This window comes from Gibbsiella dentisursi (assembly GCF_039539505.1).
GTDB classification, from domain to species: domain Bacteria; phylum Pseudomonadota; class Gammaproteobacteria; order Enterobacterales; family Enterobacteriaceae; genus Gibbsiella; species Gibbsiella quercinecans.
Genome location: NZ_BAABDG010000002.1, coordinates 1642027 through 1659901 on the forward strand (window position 1 = coordinate 1642027; position 17875 = coordinate 1659901).

Consider the following 17875-nt stretch of genomic DNA (forward strand, 5'->3'; position numbering starts at 1 on the left):
GTGCAGGCACGGCGGCAAGGCAGGTCAGTAAGGGACTTTGCCCATATAGCGGCGCGTTTCCAGCGGGTGCTGCCGAATCGCGGCCAACGCGGCGCGGTATTCGCAGATAACGCGGTAAAACAGCACTGGGTTAAAGAACTCCCGCACGCTGGCAGGCAGTGCGTCCAGCCCCAGTTCCTGAGCATCAATGATCTCAACCTTTTCGGCATACTGCCCCAGAAAATCGCTAACCCGCTGATCCAACGCCCGGGTGCGGCCGGTGTTCATCAACAGGATATGCGGCGTTTGCACATCGGTCACTTCAAACGGGCCGTGGAAAAATTCACCGCTGTGAATGGCGGCGGCATGCAGGCGCTGCATTTCCATCAGCGAACAGATCGCCGCGCCATACGCCATGCCGAATGAGGCGCCGCTGGAGAGAATGTAAAACAACGATTCACGTTGGTAACGCTCGGCAAAGGCCGCACAGCGCGGCTGCACCTGGCGGCAGGCAGCGGCAATCACCGGCTCCAACTGCGCAAGCGCCTGCCGGAAGTCTGCATAATGCGCATAGCCTTCCGTTTGCTGCAACAGCTCGACGCACAGCCCCAGCATCAGCGTCGCCGGGTTTTCCTGGGCGTCTGCGTGATCGCCCCACGTGTAGAGCATATTGTGATCGGCATGTTCGGCAAGCTGCGAATGCGGGTTATGCGTCAGCGTGACGGTTTGCGCCCCGCGTTGCTGCGCCAGCGCGGCGGCGGCCACCGATTCCGGCGTATTGCCGCCGTGTGAACACACGATCACTAGCGAGTGGGCGCCCAGCGCTTTGGGTGGCACCTGCACGAATTCATTTGCCGTCATGATGCCGCTGTACAGCGTGGCCGATTCACTGTCCAGGAAGTATTTGGCCGGGTACATGTCAACCAGCGAACCGCCGCAGGCAATCAGGTAAACGTGCTGTATTTTGCCCTGGCGTGCCTGTACCACGGATTCAATGATTTTTCTGGTGTTCATAACTTACCTTTGATTGTTCACAATAAAAAATGGCGGTATCAGTTGCCGTAAATATCAAAATTGAAATAGCGCTTGGCGATCTGGTCATAGGTGCCGTCGCTGTGCAGCTTGGCGATCGCCTGGTTAAGGGCCGCCAGTAATTCCGGGTTGTCTTTGCGCAGGCCAATGCCGGTGCCGGGGCCAAAGATGTCCGGATCGTTCACGCGCTGTTTCACCTGGATAAAGTCTTGGCCTTCGGGTTTGTCCAGCAATGAAAGCGCCTGCACCGTGGCGTCATCCAGTACGGCATCATTACGGCCGACGATCAGATCGGCATAGGCGGCGCTGGCGTCCGGGTAGGGAACAATATTCACCCCATGCGCCTGCCAATATTTTTTCGCGTAGGTTTCAAACACTGAACCGCTTTGCACGCCGACGGTTTTACCGCGCAGGGCGTTAACATCCGGGGTCAGCCCGCTGTTTTTCTTCACGACGATATAAGCCGGCGTGTTGAACAGCTTGTCACTGAAAGCGATCGATTTTTTCCGCTCATCGGTAATCGACATCGAAGAAAGAATGGCGTCAAACTTGCGCGCCTGCAGCGCGGGAATGAGCCCGTCAAAGCTGCTTTCCACCCAAACGCACTTCACCTTAAGCTCGGCGCAGATGGCGTTGCCAAGATCGATATCAAAACCCGCCAGCTTGCCCTGCGGGGTTTTATATTCGAAAGGTGGGTAGGTTGCGTCGGTGCCGAAACGGATCTGCTGCAACGGCGGCGCGGCGAACGCGGTGTGGCTGGCGGCAAGCGCCAGTACCAGCGCCGCGGGTGACAGAAACCTCATCTTGCCCATACTTCCCCCTGGTGATGTTAAAAATACCAAAAAATAGACCACAAAATAAATCTAGCCTGATATTTAAACTTTTGGCAATGATTTTTGCGGATAATTAGACCAAAATGATGATATAAGGATTGCGCGTTTTCTTGTGGTCTGGTATTTGCAGTGCTTATGCTCACCGGAGAAGACAACGAAGAGTAGATAAAAAGCCATGTTATGGTTTATTTTTGACAATATCACGATGGGTATTAATGGGTGAAATTAGACCATGAATGAATTAACCGGCACGTCACGCCGCCCGCGCAAATCCTACCTGGCGGCGAAAGAAGCCTTAAAGGGGATGCTACACTCGGCGGAATACAGCGCCGGCGATCAAATTCCGCCGGAGCGCGAGCTGGTGCAATTGTTGGGCGTCAGCCGTATGACGCTGCGGAAAATGATTGCCGAATTTGTTCAGGACGGTGTGTTGGAAAGGCGCGGTAACCAGGGCACTTACCTGGCGCACAGCGCGATCGAACGGCCGTTGACTCAGCCGATACAGCAGGGGATCAGCAAAATCGTCGAGCTGAATGCCGCCACGCCCAGCAGCCGGCTGATCCTGTTCCATGAGGCCAATGCCAGCCAGCGCATCGCCCAGCGCCTGCAGATCGTAGAGGGTGAACCGATCGTGATGATTAAGCGTTTGCGCCTGGCGGATGGCAAGCCGTTCTGCCTGGAAACCAGCTTTTTGCCGCGCAGCAAAGTGCCCACGTTGCAGGCCGGCGATCTTCAGCAGGGAGAATCGCTGTATCAGCTACTGCGTGAGCGCTATCAGCTCCACGGCGAGGCGGACGAAGGGCTGATCAGCGTGGCGGCGATGACGGAAGATGAGCAGCAACTGCTGGAAGCGCCGGCCGGTAGCGCTGCGCTGGTTTACCGCGGCGTGATTTTCGACGCAGGCCAGCAGCCGCTGGAATACCTGGTTTCAGTTAACCACCCGGATCGCGTTTCTTTCAAAATCGGCTATTCGATCAACCACGGTATGCGTTAGGCCGGCGGATGAAAACTCCTGTCGGTAGGTGGCAAAATGCCCTAAGATAATTGTGGATTGGGGCATTCCTCTGATAACAGATAAAAAGAGAGCCTAGCATTATGGAAATCAAGGACTACTACGCCATTCTGGGCGTTAAACCCGCGGATGACATCAAGGCGATCAAAACCGCTTACCGCAGGCTGGCAAGGAAATACCATCCCGATGTCAGCACCGAGCCCGATGCCGAGGCCCGGTTCAAGGAAATCGCTGAAGCCTATGAAGTGCTGAAAGACAGCGAACGCCGTGCCGAATACGACGAAATCCTCAAACACCGCAACGATCCCAACTTTGGCCGCGCCGCCAACCATCAGCAGCAGGAACATGCCTACAGTGGCAACGCCGAAGACTTTTCCGACTTTTTCTCCTCCATGTTCGGCGGCCACGCCCGCAGTCAGCAGCACCGCCAGGCGCACGCGGTGCGTGGCCAAGATGTGGAGATGCCGGTGGCGATGTTCCTGGAAGAGACGCTCAGCGAACAGCAGCGCACCATTCGCTATCAACTGCCGGTATATAACGCCTTTGGCCTGGTCGAGCAGGAAACCACCAAAACCCTGAACGTGAAAATCCCGGACGGCGTGGGCGACGGCGAACGTATCCGCCTTAAAGGGCAAGGTTCGCCCGGCATCGGCGGCGGGGCGAACGGCGATCTTTATCTGGTTATCCAAATCGCGCCGCACCCGTTGTTCGACGTGGTTGGGCATAATCTGGAAATCGTACTGCCGCTGGCGCCGTGGGAAGCGGCGCTGGGGAGCAAAGTCTCGGTGCCGACTCTGAAAGACAATATCCTGCTGACCATTCCTGCCGGTAGCCAGGCCGGGCAGCGCCTGCGGGTGAAAGGCAAAGGGTTGGTCGGGAAAAAAACCACCGGCGATTTGTTTGCGGTAATCAAAATTGTTATGCCGCCGAAGCCAGACGAAAAAAGCGCGGCGCTGTGGAAACAGCTGGCCGAAGAGCAGCAAGGCTTTGATCCGCGTAAAGAATGGAGTAAAGCATAATGACAACGCTACAAGTCACCTTTACCGTAAGTGAGTTTTGCCTGCATACCGGCGTGACGGAAGACGAACTGACCGAAGTGGTCGGCCTGGGCGTAATTGAGCCCTGCAATAACGAAGCGGATACGTGGTTGTTTGATGAACAGGCGCTGTTCTATTTCAACCGCGCCCGTCGCCTGCACCGGGAGCTGGCGATCGACTGGCCCGGCATTGCGGTTACGCTGGGGTTGTTGGACGATATTGCGCAGCTACGCAAAGAGAATGAACAGCTGCGCCGCCAGTTGGAAAGGTTCACCGGCGGTTTTTAAGCACCTTGTTCAGCATGTTGCCCTTGGCCCCATCAGGGCCAAGGTGGCAAACCTCATGCACGGCCTTGTGCACGGTTCAAGGGCGGCGCGGCCGTTTTTGGCGTGATTTTGCAATGGTAGTCGCAGTATTGCAGCAGCGTGTGCTGGTGGCTGATCACAATCACGATCGCCTCCGGTAAAGCACGTTTTATCATCTGCAACAGTTCTCCTGCACTTTCTTCGTCCAGGTTGCTGGTGGCTTCATCCAGGCACAATAGCGCTGGTTGGTTCAGCAGTGCGCGGGCCAGCGACAGCCGCTGTTGTTCGCCGCCGGACAAAATATCCCCCCAGTTCTTTTTCTCCGCCAGCGCCGGGATCAAATAGGGCAACCCCACATCTTGCAGCGCCTGCTTAAGCTGCGCCTGGCTGAATGCGGCCACGCGCGGATAGCTTAGCACCAATGCCAGGGTGTCTTCCGGCAGGTAGGCCTTCTGCGGAATAAATAGCTGCCTGCCGCGTGGGAGTTGCCATGTGCCGGTGATCTCCTTTTGCAGGCCGGCCAACCCCCGCTGCATTGACGATTTGCCAATGCCGCTGGCGCCGCTGATCATCAGCCAGTCGCCAGGGGAAAGGCATTGATTCACCGGGTTGAACAGTGGGGCGCCGGTCTGGTTACAAGGGGAAAAGTGTTGGAAAAAAAACAGGCTGCCGTCGCGTGCATAGTTCACCGCTGTCGGCAGATTGCGCATACTCTGCTGGAAGCGCCAAAGACGATCCACGGTGGCGGACCAGGCGGCAAGCTGGCGGTAAGAATCGATAAACCAGCCAAACGCATCGAGCACATAGCTAAATGCGCCGCGCACCTGCATGATGGTCCCCAGCGTAATCTGCCGGCTGATATACAACGGCAGCACGGCGAACAGCGGTAGCATCAGGCTCAGGCGAAAGTAGCTGGTGATGAAGCTTTCCAGTTTGAATTCGCGCAGCATCAGGCTCCGCCAGTTGCTGACGATCCCAGAGAAAAAACCATGCGCGCGCCGCAATTCGGCGCGTTCGCCGTGATAAATCGCCACTTGTTCTGAATGTTCGCGAATGCGCAACAGGCTGGCGCGGTAGTCCGCTTCGGCCCGTTGTTTTTCACCGTTGAGATCGTGCAGCGGCCGGCCAATTCGGTGCGCCAGAAAACTGCTGATAAAGGCGTAAATCAGCGCGATCCACACCAGGTAGCCGTGAAGGACGATATCCATGCCCATGAAGGTAAAGCGCTGTTCACCGGAGAGCTGCCACAGAATGAAGATAAAGGAAAATAGCCCGGTGACGTTTTTCAACAGTGAGAGGAACAGCTCCAGGCTTTGTTCGATCAGCAGACGAATATCTTCGGCAATACGTTGATCCGGGTTATCCGGCCCATTGGCGCGCCCAAGATGGTAGTGAGTATGCCGCCGCAGCCACTCGGTCTCATAGCGCAGCGTCATTTTTTGGCGCCAGTGGATAATCAACGCCTTGCGGCACCAGTTGCTGCTGACCACCAGTAAAACAAACAGCAGCGTATAGCCGGCGTATTGATAGCCTAACTGCCAGGGGGAGGCATGTTGGAAATACTCCGCCAGCGCATCGTAAAACGCACGGCTCCAGTTAGTGTACTGAACGCTGACCCAGACAATCCCCAGCGTGGCGCTGACGGTGCCGGCCAGCAGTAGCCAGGAGTACCATTCGCGCGGGTGGTTCCAATAGGGCTTAATCAGAAGAAAAAAACGTTTGAGAATTAACATAATAAGTAGCCGCACCCACAGGGTGCGGCTTGAGTTCCTTTGCGCCCGATCAGTACGTCCACTTCACGTTGAATACCACATTGCGTGGCTCGCCGTAGAAGTTGTAGCCATTGATGCTGCGGTTGTTCAACGTGAGGTAATAGGTCTTATCGGTCAGGTTATTGCCCGTCAGGCTCAAACTGAGGTTTTTACTGTAGTGATACGTCACGTTGGCGTTGTACAACGTGTAGCCGCCCTGATGAATGTTATACACGGTGTCGGTATCGGTCTGCGCCGTCATCCCGGCGCCGATGGTCCACTGGTTCAGTTGGCCCGGCAGGGTATAGCTACTGTACAGCTTGAACATATGCTGCGGCGTGTAGGGGCTGTATTTTTCCCCCTTCGAACCGTTAGTATCGTCTTCCAGCCGTTTGGTATTGGTCAGCGTATAACCGGCGTAAAGTTGCCAGCCATCAGTCAGTTTGCCCGACATTTCCACTTCCACACCCTGGCTTTGTACTTTCCCTTGCGCACTGTAACAGTCATCGCTGGTCGGGCAGTCGGTGTCTGCAACCGGGCGGTTGGCCTGGATAATGCGGTACAGCGCCACCGAGGCATTCAGGTCGCCATCAAAAAAGGCGCCTTTGATCCCGGTTTCATAATTTTTCCCGGTAATCGCCGGCAATAAGGCGTTGTTGCGATCGAGGTAGTCCTGCGGTTTGTAGATATCGCTGTAGCTGAAATACCAGGTGTAATTATCGGCAAAGTCCCACAGCAGGCCGGCGTAAGGGATCAACTTATCGCGCACTTTATAGCTGCTGGAATGGTTGGTGACGCCCGTAGCGCGATTGGTAGTGTACATGTCGTAGCTGTAGGCGCTATAGCGGCTGCCGAGGATCAGCTTCCAGTTATCGGCCAGCTCAAAACGGGTGGTGGCGAACAGCGCACGCTGATAGACACGGTACTGATAGCGGCTGGTGTAATCCGGCCAGTCAGGTTCGGCCAGCGCATTGGGCTGCCAGCCATAGATATCCACCGCGTCGCGGTTAGCCACGGTGCCAAACAGATTATCGAAGTTCTCTTTTTGGTAATCCCCGCCGAACACCAGCTCATGGCTGCGCCCCAGCCAGTCAAACGGGCCGCTCAAGGTCAGGTTATAGCCCCATTGGTCGGATTGGTTATCACGCTGGATAGCGTTGTTAAGCTTCGGCGTAGCGCTGCCATAAATCCCAATCGCCTTGCTAACCGCCGTGCCGCGCGTATAGTTCAACGCGCTTTTCAACGCCCAATCGTTGTCGAAGTTGTGTTCGAACTCAATGAAGGGATTAATTTTTTCAAACGTGATGCGGTTCCAACTGGCGCCCAGGAAGGTGGAGCGCGGCAGTTTGAGATCGCTATAGTCGCTGGCCATCGGCACGCCGTAGAGATTGGGCACGGTGTGGGTTTTTTGCCAGTTAACGCCGGTGGTAACGGTGGTATCCGGCGTGATATCCCAGGCCAGCGTGCCGTACAGTACCTGGCGATCGCTGTCGACGTAGTCGACAAAACTCTGTTTATCCTGATAAACGCCAACGAAACGGCCGCGCAGCGTGGCATCGTCGTTCAATGGGCCGGAGACATCCACCGTGCTGCGATAGTTGTCCCAGCGGCCGGCGCTGACGTCGGCGGTGGCGCGGAAATCGTAGGTGGGCTTTTTGCGCACCAGGTTCACGGTGCCGCCGGGTTCGCCATTGCCCTGCGTCAGGCCAGAGGCGCCGCGCAGCACTTCCAGGTGATCGTAAATCGCCAGATCGGGCGATTCGCTGGAAGCTTCAGAGAAGCCCATATCGGAGACGCTGTTTTGGAACGATGAGTTGACGCCGTCTTCCTTGACGTTATCCATGCTGAACCCACGCGATTGGAACTTCACCTGATACGAGCTTTGGTTGACGACATTGATCCCGGTGGTTTGGCTCATGGCATCATCAAGCGAAGTCATATTCTGATCGTTCATGCGTTGGCGGCTTACCACGCTGACCGATTGCGGCGTTTCACGCGGCGACAACGCCAGGCCCGTCGCCGTAGACATCTGTTTAGTGGTGTAAGAGGCGGTGTCTTCGGTGGTGGCGCCGTAATCCGCTGCGGCCGTTACCAGCAGATTCTCTTCGCCGCCGGTGCGGGCCAAGAGATAACTGCCATCGGGCTGGCGCAGGGCAGTGAGCCCTTTCCCGGCCAGCAGGGCCTGCAGGCCGGCGTCAACGCTGTATTGCCCTTCAAGCGCGGAACCATTAACGCCCTGGGCCTGGTTTGCGTCAGTCAGGCGGATGCCGGCCTGGCGGGCAAACTGCGCAAGCTGCACGGAAAGCGGCCCAGCCGGGATCTGATACTGTTTGGCCTGCGCCGTTTCGGCTGCATAAACAGGCTGGATCCCAGATGTGACGGTGCCGGTCAGCAGCAGTAAATGGATGGCGGTTGCCAGAGGCAGGCGGCGTAATGGGTGAGCATGCGGCGTTGTCGATTGTACTGACATAATTTTCCTGAGAACGAAGTATTGAAATCGCGTTGTTATTCACGCCTTACGCCGCACAACAGAGCACCGTCCGCGTGCAGTTACGGCAAAACCGGCCTTGGCGCCATCCCGGCGATCCAATATTGCGTGGGCATTCAGCAGGTGGCGGGCGAGGGCGACGTCATGGGTCAAATTCGCTGCATCAGACACGTAGCTGAACCGTTATAGCTAAATCGTTAGCTTCAGCCGTATCGCTGATCTAAAACGATATTCATATGCTTTTTAGCACTAAAAAATAATGGAGTTATGCCGCGCAAGCCTTTTTGGCGTGAGGTTTATCACAAAAAACTGTATGGAAGTGTATATTTACATGAGAATGGTTTTCATCTCAAACGAAATATTGTAGCGATATCCGCTGATGCGTTCGTTTATGTCGAATGATTGGCCAATATTGCTGCGGTTAGGATGGAAAACTGTGTATTGTAACCCAATGATTAATATAATATTTATTATTATTCCGTTTTGACTAAAAAGCTAAACCGTTACAGCTTTGGGCGTAACGCAAATTTTTTACCAAAAAGTGCCAGAAGCAGAATTGAGAAGAAAAATGGTAGTGCAGCACGGACGCGATCAACAACGTCTTTACCGCCACGAAAATGCCCGTGATAACGCGGTGATAAACCACAGAAATCATGCGGGCTGAATCCTTTCAGTAAAACGATTCAAAAAATCGCGCAAAGTTACCGAAAACCGTGTAAAACTTGATGCAGATCATGATTCAATCGCGTGGGTTTTGCTTTGATAAACCTTGTTCGTTATGTGAGCAGAATCACATAAGGCGCTATCCAGTTTGAGTCTGGGAATATCAATGTCGCGGTGCTGTTCGGCTACATCCTGTTGGGGGCGAGTTATGTCTATAGTGCGTACATGTTTAAGTCTTTTTGGCGGCGATACGGTGATCGTGCGCTGTTCTGATAGTTTCCGTATCTCGATGATTAATGAACCGCAAAACGACGGCATTAATAAACAGGCAAACTCCGCGAACGTTATTAGCACCCGGGCGGACGGTGAGGTATATCTTAGCGTGCCGTACACCGGCGTATGGAATTTTGTGATCGACGCAGAAAGCAGCGCGCCGGAACACTCCATCCGTTACCTACCGGCCTAGGCCCTGTTTGCCGGCTTCCTACGAAGCCGGTTGCGCGGCGCCGCTTGCCATGCCCCTTGCATGGATCACTCCTCGCCTCAGGCGGTGCCGGCACAATCCCCGTTTTCCCCACGCGCTGTTAAATCAAATTGTACCGTTTGTCATGCACCAGTTTCTCTGGCAGCGGGAAATCATCGTTCATCTCTTTCATATTGCGTTCAATGGTGTTGCAAATGGCATTGAGCGGCAAATCATTCGGCGCCGTGCCGAACGGATCTTCCAGCTCTTCGGCCAGCGCTTCCAGCGAAAGAAAGGTATAAGAGATAAATACCGAAACCAGCGGCGTCATGTAGTGTAAATCCTCGACCAGCGCAAAGGGCAGCAGGGTGCAAAACAGGTATACCGTGCGGTGCAAGATCAGGCTATAGGCAAACGGGATCGGCGTATTTGAGATGCGTTCACAGCCGCCCAACACCTTAGAAAGCGCGTTCAGATTGTGATCGATACCCGTGTACAGCATATCGGAGATGTTGCCCTGTTGGCGCTGCTCACCCAGCCAGACGCCCATGCACAGCAGCAGACGGTTGGCGGGGAAAGGGCTGCGCAGCACCTCATCGGCAAAACGTGCGGGCACCAGCCGGACTAAATCTGCCCGATCATCGGTATGGCGCAACTGATGGTTCAGGCTCCAACTGAATGCCGTCAGCAAAGCAGCGAAGGTTTCGGCCTCTTGCGGTTTGTGCAACAGCACGCTTTTGATCTGCCGCAACAGTGAACGTTGGGTGATCAGCAATCCTCCCCATAACTGGCGCGCTTCGATAAAGCGGGCGTAGCTGGCGCTATTACGGAACCCCAGGAAGATTGCGATGGCCACCCCAAGCAGGCTGAATGGAGCTGTGGTCAGGCGGATGCCCAGTGTTTCATACCACTGGTAGCCGATAACGGCGAATACCGACATCAGCAGGTTGAGGCTAAGGCGAAAAAGGATTTTGGACAGCACTGAACCATACCAGTCGAACAAACGTAGGAACCAGTGCTGTGGGGGGCGAACAATCATGATGACCTGTACAAGCGATATGTTAAGAGAAGGTGTTTTTCAGGCCTGAGGTAGTGGGAATGTGTTGCCACGGGGTTACGTCTCGGTTGTTTTTATTATTGCAGGCGGCACAAGTATAACCCTAATGGCGCCGCGCGCAAGCCGTTGCACGGGGCATGCGGCAAGCCGCGAATGCCCCGTGGGTTGCCAGCGGCCGTTTAGCGCAGGGCCATACAGGCGCGGGTGATGCGCTCGCACGCTTCCTGCAGGCGCGCGTCATCAATGGCGTAAGCGATACGCAGGTAGGGGGCGGCGCCAAACGCTGAGCCTTGTAACAGCGCCACATGCCCGGCGTGTAGCAAATAGTTGGCCACGTCCACATCATTTTCCAGGACGGCGCCTTCCGGTGTGCGCTTGCCGAGCAAACCGGCGCAGTTGGCGAACAGATAAAATGCCCCGGGCGGCGGTGCCACGTTCAGGCCGGGAATGGCGTTAATGCAGGCCATGATTTTACTGCGGCGATCGGCCAGGATTTGCAGCCAGCCGGCGATGAACCCGCGTTCCTGGCGCAAGGCGGCCACGGCTGCCGCCTGTGAAACCGAACTGGGATTGGAGGTGCTTTGTGATTGCAGCACCTGCATCGCTGAAATCAACCAGGCCGGGCCGCCGGCAAAGCCCAGCCGCCAGCCGGTCATCGAATAGCCTTTCGACATGCCGTTCACCGTCAGAATGCGTTCGCGCAGGCGCGGTTCAACCTGCGCCAGGGTGGCAAACGCCGCCGGCGCGTGGCAGATATGCTCATAAATATCGTCGGCGATGATCAGCACCTGTGGCGCATCAAGCAACACCGCCGCCAACGCCTTCAGCTCTTGTGCACTGTACACCGCGCCGGTGGGGTTGTTGGGCGAATTCAAAATCAGCCAGCGGGTTTGCGGGGTTATGGCCGCCGCCAGTGCGGCGGGTTGCAGCTTCCAACCGCTTTCTTCGCTGCAGGGGATGATATCGCTTTCGCCTTCCGCCAGCGCCACCATATCCGGGTAGGAAACCCAATACGGGGCGGGGATCATCACCCGATCGCCGGCGGCCACCGTCGCCAACAGCGCATTATAGATAAGCTGTTTCGCACCGCTGCCGGCGATCACTTCCTGCGGTTGATAGCTAAGCTGGTTATCGCGTTTAAACTTATCGATGATCGCCTGCTTAAGCGCGGCCGTGCCGGAAACAGCGGTATATTTTGTTTCACCCTGTACGATAGCGGCGATGCCGGCCTGTTTGATATGCGCGGGCGTGTCAAAATCCAGCTCGCCTTCGCCCAGGTTGATCACATCGACACCGGCGGCGCAGAGCTCGCGCACTTTGTCGGATATCGCGCCGGTTGGTGAAGGGCGTACGCGCCGTAGCCGTGGCGCAAGAAATTCAGCAGACATCTTTTCCCCTTTCTGATGCTTAATCTGTATTGTATTATATGATACATATAAACCAATTTTAAATTATCATAGCGATAATGCTTTTGCTCATGGTTTCTGCCATTGATGACGGCATCACTGTCTGTCTACGCCGGCTATCGGTTGTTCTCATCCCCACGGGAGCGTTCCATGTCGTTGATTTTTGTTGCACATAACACGCCGGTGCCGGCGTTATACGGCGCCATGGCGGCGATCTTGTCCAACGCGCTGCGGTTACCGATGGCGCACCTGCCGGTAGCATGGAACCTGGCCCACTACGCGGACGCCTGCCAACATGTCACCGCCGGGGGCACGTTGGTCACCAGCGGGTTGGTGTGGTACGAACGCCTGACCGGGCAAACGCTGGCGGCGCCCATCATGCCCGCAACGTTGCTCGGCCAGCGGCAGGACGGGGTGGTGCCGCTCGGGCCCAGCCAGCTGGCGCATTTTCCTGCGTTGGCACAGCGGTTGCAGCGCGGCGGCGTGGATTATGAGCTGGTGCATATTGAGCAACAAAATGGCCGCTTTGGTTTTAGCCGCCTGCTTGCGGGCCACTGGCGGCAAGACCGGTTCGGCCGTTGGCGGCAGGGCGACGATACCGGCGTGCCGGAGGTGGCGCTGCGGATCGCCCTGATCGGCCGCCGGCAGGATCAGCAGGATGCCTACCCGGCCACATTGGCTGCTTTGGGGGATGCGGCCGATGCCCTGGGGTTGGCGCTGGAGGTGGTTTGCCTCGCACCGCAGGAGATTGCCGATCAGGCCGGCGCGCAAGCGCGTTTGGCCGGGTTCAGCGGCGTGTTGTTGCCGGGCGGCTCCGCCATGGCCAACGTGCCGGGGCAAATCCAGGCGGTACACTATACGCTGGCGCATGCCATCCCCACGCTGGGGCTGTGTCTGGGCATGCAAACCATGGCGACTGCGGTGGCGCAACAGATGTTGGGCAGCACCCAGGCCAATCTGGCGGAGGCCGATCCGGCGGCGGCCATCAAAACCTTCACGCCGCTGCATGACGCTGCCGGGCTACCGTTGCACCGCCTGGGCGCCCAACCCCTGTACTGCCGGCCCGGCAGCCTGATGCATGGGGTATTGGGCGAGCGTTACAGCGTGCGTTACAACCACCGTTATCAGTTGAACCCGCTCTTAAAGGCGGACCTGGAACAACAGGGCCTGTGCATCAGCGCCACCGATGCCAGCGGCGCCGTGGCCGATGGCATTGAGTTTACCCGCCATCCGTTTTTCCTTGGCGTGCAGGGGCACCCGGAATTGTCGTCTCGCGTGGGGCAAGCACACCCACTGCTGATGGCGTTTTTACGGGCTGCCGCCCGCCAGCATTAAGCCGCTTGGGTGCGCCGGATTAGCCACCGGCGCAAGAGGTTATCGTGACAATGTCACGCCACTGCGTTGATCCGCCGCCAAACGTTGCAGTTCGGCCGCGGCTTGTTCAATCACCTCCGGCCCCAGATCCAGCAGTGGGGCACGCACGTGGTGGCCGTCGAAGCCGCGCAGATTCATCACCGCCTTCACCCACTGCGGCTGGCCGTGGCGGCGCGCCAACGCGCGGTACGGGTACCACAGCGCATGCAGTTCACGGGCGGTGTTGGCATCGCCTTGTTCCAGCGCGCGGTAGCTGGCCAGAATCAACTCCGGTAGCGCACAGCTGTTGGTGGTGCTGATACCGTCAAAATTGCACATCATTGGCCCAAGGAAGGCCAGATCCGAAGCGCAGAACAGGCGCAGGCGCCCGGCCAGCCGGTTGGCGATTTGGTCGATGGCGGTAGGGTTCAAATCACCCTGTTTGATGCCCACCACGCCGCCGATATCCGCGAGCTGTTCCAGCACCACCGGCGGCAGCGTAATGCCGATGCCCGGCGCGTTATAGACCAGAATGCCGGTGCGGGACAGCGGCGCCATTTGTTTGAAAAAACTGACGATCTGCGCATCGGTCACTTCCGAGACGAACGGCGGCGTCACCATCGGCAGGCCGCCCAGTTCGCCGGCCAACTGCGTGAGATCGCGCACGGTACGCGCGTCGGAACCGGCGCTGCACAACATCACCGGCACCCGATCGCCGACCACATCCATCACCTTGCGGAACAGCACGGCGCGTTCATCGGCGGTCATCGCCGGGAACTCACCGTAGGTGCCGCCAATCAGAATACCGTCATAGCCCAATCCGATAACGCGTTCGATGTTGCGCGCCAGCCCGTCAAAATCAAACTCGCCGCTGGCGGTGAACGGCGTCACGGTGATGTTGAAAATACCGCGCAGGCGCGCTTTGCTTTCACTGATGTCTTTCATACAGCCATTTTCCTTAAAGAAAGATAAAAAGGGCGCGGGGGAACCGGGCATACGCCTGGCTTACCCTGCTGCCGGGTTAACGCAGGTAAAGCGGGCGATCTACCGTCCCCAGAATGCGGTAGCCAGTTTCCGTTACCACAACGCTCTCGCTGACGCCCACGGTGAATTCGCCATAGATCCGCAGCGCCGGCGGAATATGGAACGTCATCCCTGGCTGCAGCTCGGTGGTGATGCCGCTGTAGAGGCTAAGGATCGCGCCTTCGCCCCAGTCGGGCGCGAAGGACACACCAATCGAGTAGCCAGTGCGCTTCTTGAAGTTATCGGTATAGCCGGCGCGGTCGATCACGCGTTGGCAGGCAAGATGCGGATCTTCACAGGTGGCGCCGGGGCGAATGGCGTCAAGCGCTGCCTGCAGGGCTTCCTGGCAGACTTTTTCCATTTCCAGCGCGATGGCCGGCGGTTTGCCCAGCCAGGCGGAGCGCATCATTGCGGCGTGGTAGCGATCGTGAGCGGCGGCCATTTCCAGGAAAATCGGGTCGCCATCGAGCATTTTGCGGCGGCGCCAGGTGCCGTGTGGGACGCCGGTGCGCGGGCCGGTGGAAACTAACGGCTCCATGCCCATGTATTCCGAACCGGCGGCGATCGCCGCACCCATCATGGCAGCCACCAGATCGTTTTCCGTGGCGCCGGCCCTGATGGCCTCACGCCCGGCCAGCATGCCTGCATCGACATAGCGCGCGGCATAGGCCAATTTTTCCAGCTCGGCGGGGGATTTTACCGCCCGCAGTTGCTCAACCACCCCGGCGCCATCGTGCAGCGTGCCCAGTTCAGCCTGCAAGGTTTCATAGACCGCAATCGGCAAGAACCAGCCGCGCTTGTCGATGCCGATGCGGCGATCGGCCCAGCCGCGCGCGTTGAGCACGTTGAGCAGAAAGCCCACCGGATTATCGCCATCGGTATAAATCGCCGCGTCGCGAATAAAGGTGTTGGCGCTGAAGTTAAAGTATTCCAACTGGCGGATCACAAACACCGGATCGCCCTCGACCGGCAGCACCAGCGCCTGGAAGGTGTAATAGCCCGGCGTTTGCTGGCCGGTCAGGTAAAAAATGTTTTCCGGCCCGGTAATGATCATCACGTCCAGCTCGGCCTGGGTCAGCAACTGGCGCGCTTTCTGGACACGCGTTTGGTATTCGCCGGCGCTGAACGCAGATTCCGCCCCGCGGATGATGCGGCCTAAATCCGGTAGCGCGCTGTCTGGTACATCGTTGTGTGGGTTCATGAATTAAACTCCTGAATGAATTGTGCCTGAGCCGGGTCAAAGGCGATCCCCAGCCCGGCGCCGTTTGGGCTGCTGACCAGCCCCTGGGAATAGCGCAGGCCGCTGGCCGGATCGTCAGCGGCGCCGTCGGCGCCATACAGTTCTGCGTAGGCGGGCCGGCAGGCATGCGCCACGTGCAACGCGGCCGCCGTGGCGGCGCCGCCCTCATTCATCTGGCCGATCATGAAAGGGATATTGGCCGCCTGCAGCCGCTGGGCAGCGCGCAGCACCGGCGCGATGCCGCCCATTTTGACCAGTTTGAGATGCGCCCAAACCTGCCCGCGCAGCGCGATAATCCGTTCCAGATCGTTTTCGTTGCTCATGCTTTCGTCGAGCATCAGCGGTATCGGGCTGGCGGCGGCCAGCGCGGCGTAGTGGTGCGCATCCTTGTCCGCCAGCGGTTGCTCCAGATAGCTAAGTGAAAAGGGCGCCAGCGCCTGCAGCTTTGCCAGCGCTTCATCCGGGCGCCATTGGCCATTGGCGTCTGCCGACAGGCTGATGCCGTCGCCAAAGCGATCGCGCAGCGCGGCAATGCGTTTGAGATCGTGCGTGAAGCTGCCGACGGCGATACGCAGTTTCAACTGGGTAAAGCCGCGTTCCACATAGGCGCTGGCCTGCTGCAACATCTGTTCATCCGGCGCCCAGAACAGCGTCTGATTGGTGCTATAGCTGACGGGCAGCGGGTGCTGCGCGCCAATCAACTGCGCTACGCTCAGGCCCTGTTGGCGGGCGAACAGATCGTGCAGGGCGATATCAATCAGCATGCGCGTGGGCGCCAGACAGCCGGCCAACTGGGTTTCCAGCGTCAGCAGCAGGGTGCTGGCGCTTTGGCTGAGATCGAGCCGCCGCAGGGCGCGCATCACATCGTTCAGCACCTGCTCCGGGCTATAGCCATTGAGGTAGGCGATATTGACGCGCACTTCACCCAGGCCGCAGGCACCATCCGCCTCCAGCAGCAGGTAAAGTTCTTCGAGCGCCGTCACGCTGCCGGAGGCGGCGGTATATAGCTGCAGCGCCTGATAATGCACATTGGCGCGGTACAGAGTGGCTTTCACCGGCAACTCCTTAAGGGTTTAACATCGCCAGGGCGACATCGCGATAGATTTTACTGGCGGCGATAAACTCGCTGACCGGAACGAATTCGTCCGGCTTATGGGCAACCGCCAGCGCGCCGGGGCCGATCACCACGCCCTTGGTTCCCAGGCTGCGGAAATGAACTAAATCGCAGCCGCCCTGGAAGCCGAATGGGCCGGGATCCGGCTGGCCGTGCTTGCGGCAGGCGGCCAGGCCAGCCTGCACGATAGCCTCGTCTGCCGGGGTTTCCGTGGCGCCACCGGTGGTGGGTTTAAACGTGACTATGTCACTTTTAACGCCGAACTTTTCTTCAGCCAGCGCCAGCAGATCGCGCAGTTCCTGTTCCACCTGCTGTTGGTCTTCCCCCGGCACCAGACGGCGATCGAGCAGCAGATCGCAGCTGTCCGGCAGCACGTTGTCGGCATGGCCGCCGGCAATGCGGGTAACGGTCAGGCTGGCGGCGCCCACCAGCGGGTGGCAGCGGCAGCGCACCTGTTGGTTATGCGCCTGTTCGACCAGCCCCAGCAGTTGCGCAGCGCGAAAAATGGCGTTTTCCCCCAGTTCCGGCGTGCCGGAGTGGGCGGTAACGCCGTGCACCCGCACCAGTGGGCGCAGGCTGCCTTTGTGCGCGGAGTAGGTGCTGTTCGAGGTGGGCTCGCCAATCACCGCGTAATCGATTTTCGCCGGCGCTTCGCGCACGTAGAACTTGGCGCCTTCGCTGGCGACTTCTTCATCGGCAACAAAAATGCCCATCAGCGTGCCGCGCCAGCTTTCCCGATTGGCAGCCAGCATCCGCATCGCTTCCAGCATGGCCACCAGCGGCCCTTTGGCGTCACAGGCGCCACGGCCATACAGCTTGCCGTCGCGTTCGGTGAGGGTGAACGGATCCTGGCTCCAGCCGTTGCCGGCGGGCACCACGTCGATATGGGTGTTAAAGGCAAAGCACGGCCCGGCGCCGTTTTCCAACCGGGCGATCACATTGGTGCGGCCTGGCGCATATTCGCTGAGCGTCAAATCAAACCCGGCGGCTACCAGCCAGTTGTGAATACATTCTGCGGCTTCACGTTCGCGGCCGGGTGGGTTTTCGGTGTTGATCGCCACCAGGCTGGCGAGATCGCGTTTCATTCGGTCAATATCGGGCGATGGAAGACTCATCGTT

15 protein-coding genes are annotated in these 17875 nt (G+C 58.0%); 5 read left to right on the top strand and 10 right to left on the bottom strand.

All coding sequences use genetic code 11. The features are described 5' to 3' along the window. Positions 1 to 24: 24 nt before the first annotated feature. Both ABFX35_RS07945 and ABFX35_RS07950 read right to left on the bottom strand, forming a co-directional pair. A complete protein-coding gene (locus tag ABFX35_RS07945) occupies positions 25 to 993 on the bottom strand; it encodes an SIS domain-containing protein (RefSeq protein WP_346080187.1) in 969 nt (322 codons plus the stop codon). 38 nt (positions 994 to 1031) lie between these two features. Next, a complete protein-coding gene (locus ABFX35_RS07950) occupies positions 1032 to 1823 on the bottom strand; it encodes an ABC transporter substrate-binding protein (RefSeq protein ID WP_346080189.1) in 792 nt (263 codons plus the stop codon). Between the two features lie 253 nt (positions 1824 to 2076). Here ABFX35_RS07950 and ABFX35_RS07955 point away from each other — a divergent pair, with 253 nt between their 5' ends. The 3 genes from ABFX35_RS07955 to cbpM all read left to right on the top strand — a co-directional run bounded on the left by ABFX35_RS07955 (position 2077) and on the right by cbpM (position 4180). Beyond that, entirely contained in the window at positions 2077 to 2838 is a 762-nt protein-coding gene (locus ABFX35_RS07955) for a GntR family transcriptional regulator (protein ID WP_346080190.1), read from the top strand. 101 nt (positions 2839 to 2939) lie between these two features. Beyond that, complete coding sequence (cbpA, locus tag ABFX35_RS07960) at positions 2940 to 3875, top strand: curved DNA-binding protein (RefSeq protein ID WP_346080192.1); 936 nt, start codon at positions 2940 to 2942, stop codon at positions 3873 to 3875. After that, a complete protein-coding gene (gene cbpM, locus ABFX35_RS07965) occupies positions 3875 to 4180 on the top strand; it encodes a chaperone modulator CbpM (protein WP_279024173.1) in 306 nt (101 codons plus the stop codon). Before cbpA ends, cbpM begins: the two co-directional genes overlap by 1 nt. Before the next feature lie 53 nt (positions 4181 to 4233). Here the strand turns inward: cbpM and ABFX35_RS07970 are convergent, their stop codons facing one another. Continuing rightward, complete coding sequence (locus ABFX35_RS07970; protein ID WP_346080194.1) at positions 4234 to 5931, bottom strand: ABC transporter ATP-binding protein/permease; 1698 nt, start codon at positions 5929 to 5931, stop codon at positions 4234 to 4236. Positions 5932 to 5980: 49 nt separating this feature from the next. After that, positions 5981 to 8419 (bottom strand): TonB-dependent siderophore receptor, encoded by a 2439-nt coding sequence (locus ABFX35_RS07975; protein WP_346080196.1) that lies wholly within the window; start codon positions 8417 to 8419, stop codon positions 5981 to 5983. A gap of 889 nt (positions 8420 to 9308) precedes the next feature. On the opposite strand from ABFX35_RS07975, the gene ABFX35_RS07980 reads away from it, so the two are divergent. Continuing rightward, positions 9309 to 9566 carry a hypothetical protein gene (locus ABFX35_RS07980; RefSeq protein ID WP_346080198.1) on the top strand — a complete coding sequence of 86 codons (258 nt, stop codon included), beginning with the start codon at positions 9309 to 9311 and terminating at the stop codon, positions 9564 to 9566. Between the two features lie 118 nt (positions 9567 to 9684). Here ABFX35_RS07980 and ABFX35_RS07985 read toward each other — a convergent pair whose 3' ends face one another. Together ABFX35_RS07985 and ABFX35_RS07990 are read right to left on the bottom strand one after the other, a co-directional pair. After that, positions 9685 to 10602 (bottom strand): bestrophin family protein, encoded by a 918-nt coding sequence (locus ABFX35_RS07985; RefSeq protein ID WP_279024181.1) that lies wholly within the window; start codon positions 10600 to 10602, stop codon positions 9685 to 9687. A 197-nt stretch (positions 10603 to 10799) separates the two neighbouring features. Beyond that, positions 10800 to 12008 (bottom strand): aminotransferase class I/II-fold pyridoxal phosphate-dependent enzyme, encoded by a 1209-nt coding sequence (locus ABFX35_RS07990; RefSeq protein ID WP_346080200.1) that lies wholly within the window; start codon positions 12006 to 12008, stop codon positions 10800 to 10802. A 168-nt stretch (positions 12009 to 12176) separates the two neighbouring features. Here ABFX35_RS07990 and ABFX35_RS07995 point away from each other — a divergent pair, with 168 nt between their 5' ends. Further along, positions 12177 to 13361, top strand: coding sequence for a glutamine amidotransferase-related protein (locus tag ABFX35_RS07995; RefSeq protein ID WP_346080202.1), 1185 nt, complete (start codon positions 12177 to 12179; stop codon positions 13359 to 13361). A 39-nt stretch (positions 13362 to 13400) separates the two neighbouring features. Here the strand turns inward: ABFX35_RS07995 and ABFX35_RS08000 are convergent, their stop codons facing one another. The 4 genes from ABFX35_RS08000 to ABFX35_RS08015 all read right to left on the bottom strand — a co-directional run bounded on the left by ABFX35_RS08000 (position 13401) and on the right by ABFX35_RS08015 (position 17871). Then, positions 13401 to 14324: a dihydrodipicolinate synthase family protein gene (locus ABFX35_RS08000; RefSeq protein ID WP_121552601.1), complete on the bottom strand. Its 924-nt coding sequence runs from the start codon at positions 14322 to 14324 to the stop codon at positions 13401 to 13403. Positions 14325 to 14400: 76 nt separating this feature from the next. After that, the gene (locus ABFX35_RS08005) at positions 14401 to 15603 is read right to left on the bottom strand and encodes a M24 family metallopeptidase (RefSeq protein ID WP_346080204.1); all 1203 of its coding nucleotides are present in this window, start codon (positions 15601 to 15603) and stop codon (positions 14401 to 14403) included. Continuing rightward, the gene (locus tag ABFX35_RS08010; protein WP_346080205.1) at positions 15600 to 16697 is read right to left on the bottom strand and encodes a mandelate racemase/muconate lactonizing enzyme family protein; all 1098 of its coding nucleotides are present in this window, start codon (positions 16695 to 16697) and stop codon (positions 15600 to 15602) included. The genes ABFX35_RS08005 and ABFX35_RS08010 overlap by 4 nt, the downstream gene beginning before the upstream one ends. 10 nt (positions 16698 to 16707) lie before the next feature. Continuing rightward, positions 16708 to 17871, bottom strand: coding sequence for a M20 family metallopeptidase (locus ABFX35_RS08015; RefSeq protein WP_279024190.1), 1164 nt, complete (start codon positions 17869 to 17871; stop codon positions 16708 to 16710). Positions 17872 to 17875: the final 4 nt, after the last annotated feature.

Bases quoted from the DNA above. Each gene is read 5' to 3' on its own strand.
- ABFX35_RS07955 (WP_346080190.1), top strand. From the start codon at position 2,077: ATGAATGAATTAACCGGCACGTCACGCCGCCCGCGCAAATCCTACCTG.
- ABFX35_RS07945 (WP_346080187.1), bottom strand. From the start codon at position 993: ATGAACACCAGAAAAATCATTGAATCCGTGGTACAGGCACGCCAGGGC.
- ABFX35_RS07970 (WP_346080194.1), bottom strand. From the start codon at position 5,931: ATGTTAATTCTCAAACGTTTTTTTCTTCTGATTAAGCCCTATTGGAAC.
- ABFX35_RS08000 (WP_121552601.1), bottom strand. From the start codon at position 14,324: ATGAAAGACATCAGTGAAAGCAAAGCGCGCCTGCGCGGTATTTTCAAC.
- ABFX35_RS07950 (WP_346080189.1), bottom strand. From the start codon at position 1,823: ATGGGCAAGATGAGGTTTCTGTCACCCGCGGCGCTGGTACTGGCGCTT.
- ABFX35_RS07995 (WP_346080202.1), top strand. From the start codon at position 12,177: ATGTCGTTGATTTTTGTTGCACATAACACGCCGGTGCCGGCGTTATAC.
- ABFX35_RS07980 (WP_346080198.1), top strand. From the start codon at position 9,309: ATGTCTATAGTGCGTACATGTTTAAGTCTTTTTGGCGGCGATACGGTG.
- cbpM (WP_279024173.1), top strand. From the start codon at position 3,875: ATGACAACGCTACAAGTCACCTTTACCGTAAGTGAGTTTTGCCTGCAT.
- ABFX35_RS07975 (WP_346080196.1), bottom strand. From the start codon at position 8,419: ATGTCAGTACAATCGACAACGCCGCATGCTCACCCATTACGCCGCCTG.
- ABFX35_RS08005 (WP_346080204.1), bottom strand. From the start codon at position 15,603: ATGAACCCACACAACGATGTACCAGACAGCGCGCTACCGGATTTAGGC.
- cbpA (WP_346080192.1), top strand. From the start codon at position 2,940: ATGGAAATCAAGGACTACTACGCCATTCTGGGCGTTAAACCCGCGGAT.
- ABFX35_RS07985 (WP_279024181.1), bottom strand. From the start codon at position 10,602: ATGATTGTTCGCCCCCCACAGCACTGGTTCCTACGTTTGTTCGACTGG.
- ABFX35_RS07990 (WP_346080200.1), bottom strand. From the start codon at position 12,008: ATGTCTGCTGAATTTCTTGCGCCACGGCTACGGCGCGTACGCCCTTCA.
- ABFX35_RS08015 (WP_279024190.1), bottom strand. From the start codon at position 17,871: ATGAGTCTTCCATCGCCCGATATTGACCGAATGAAACGCGATCTCGCC.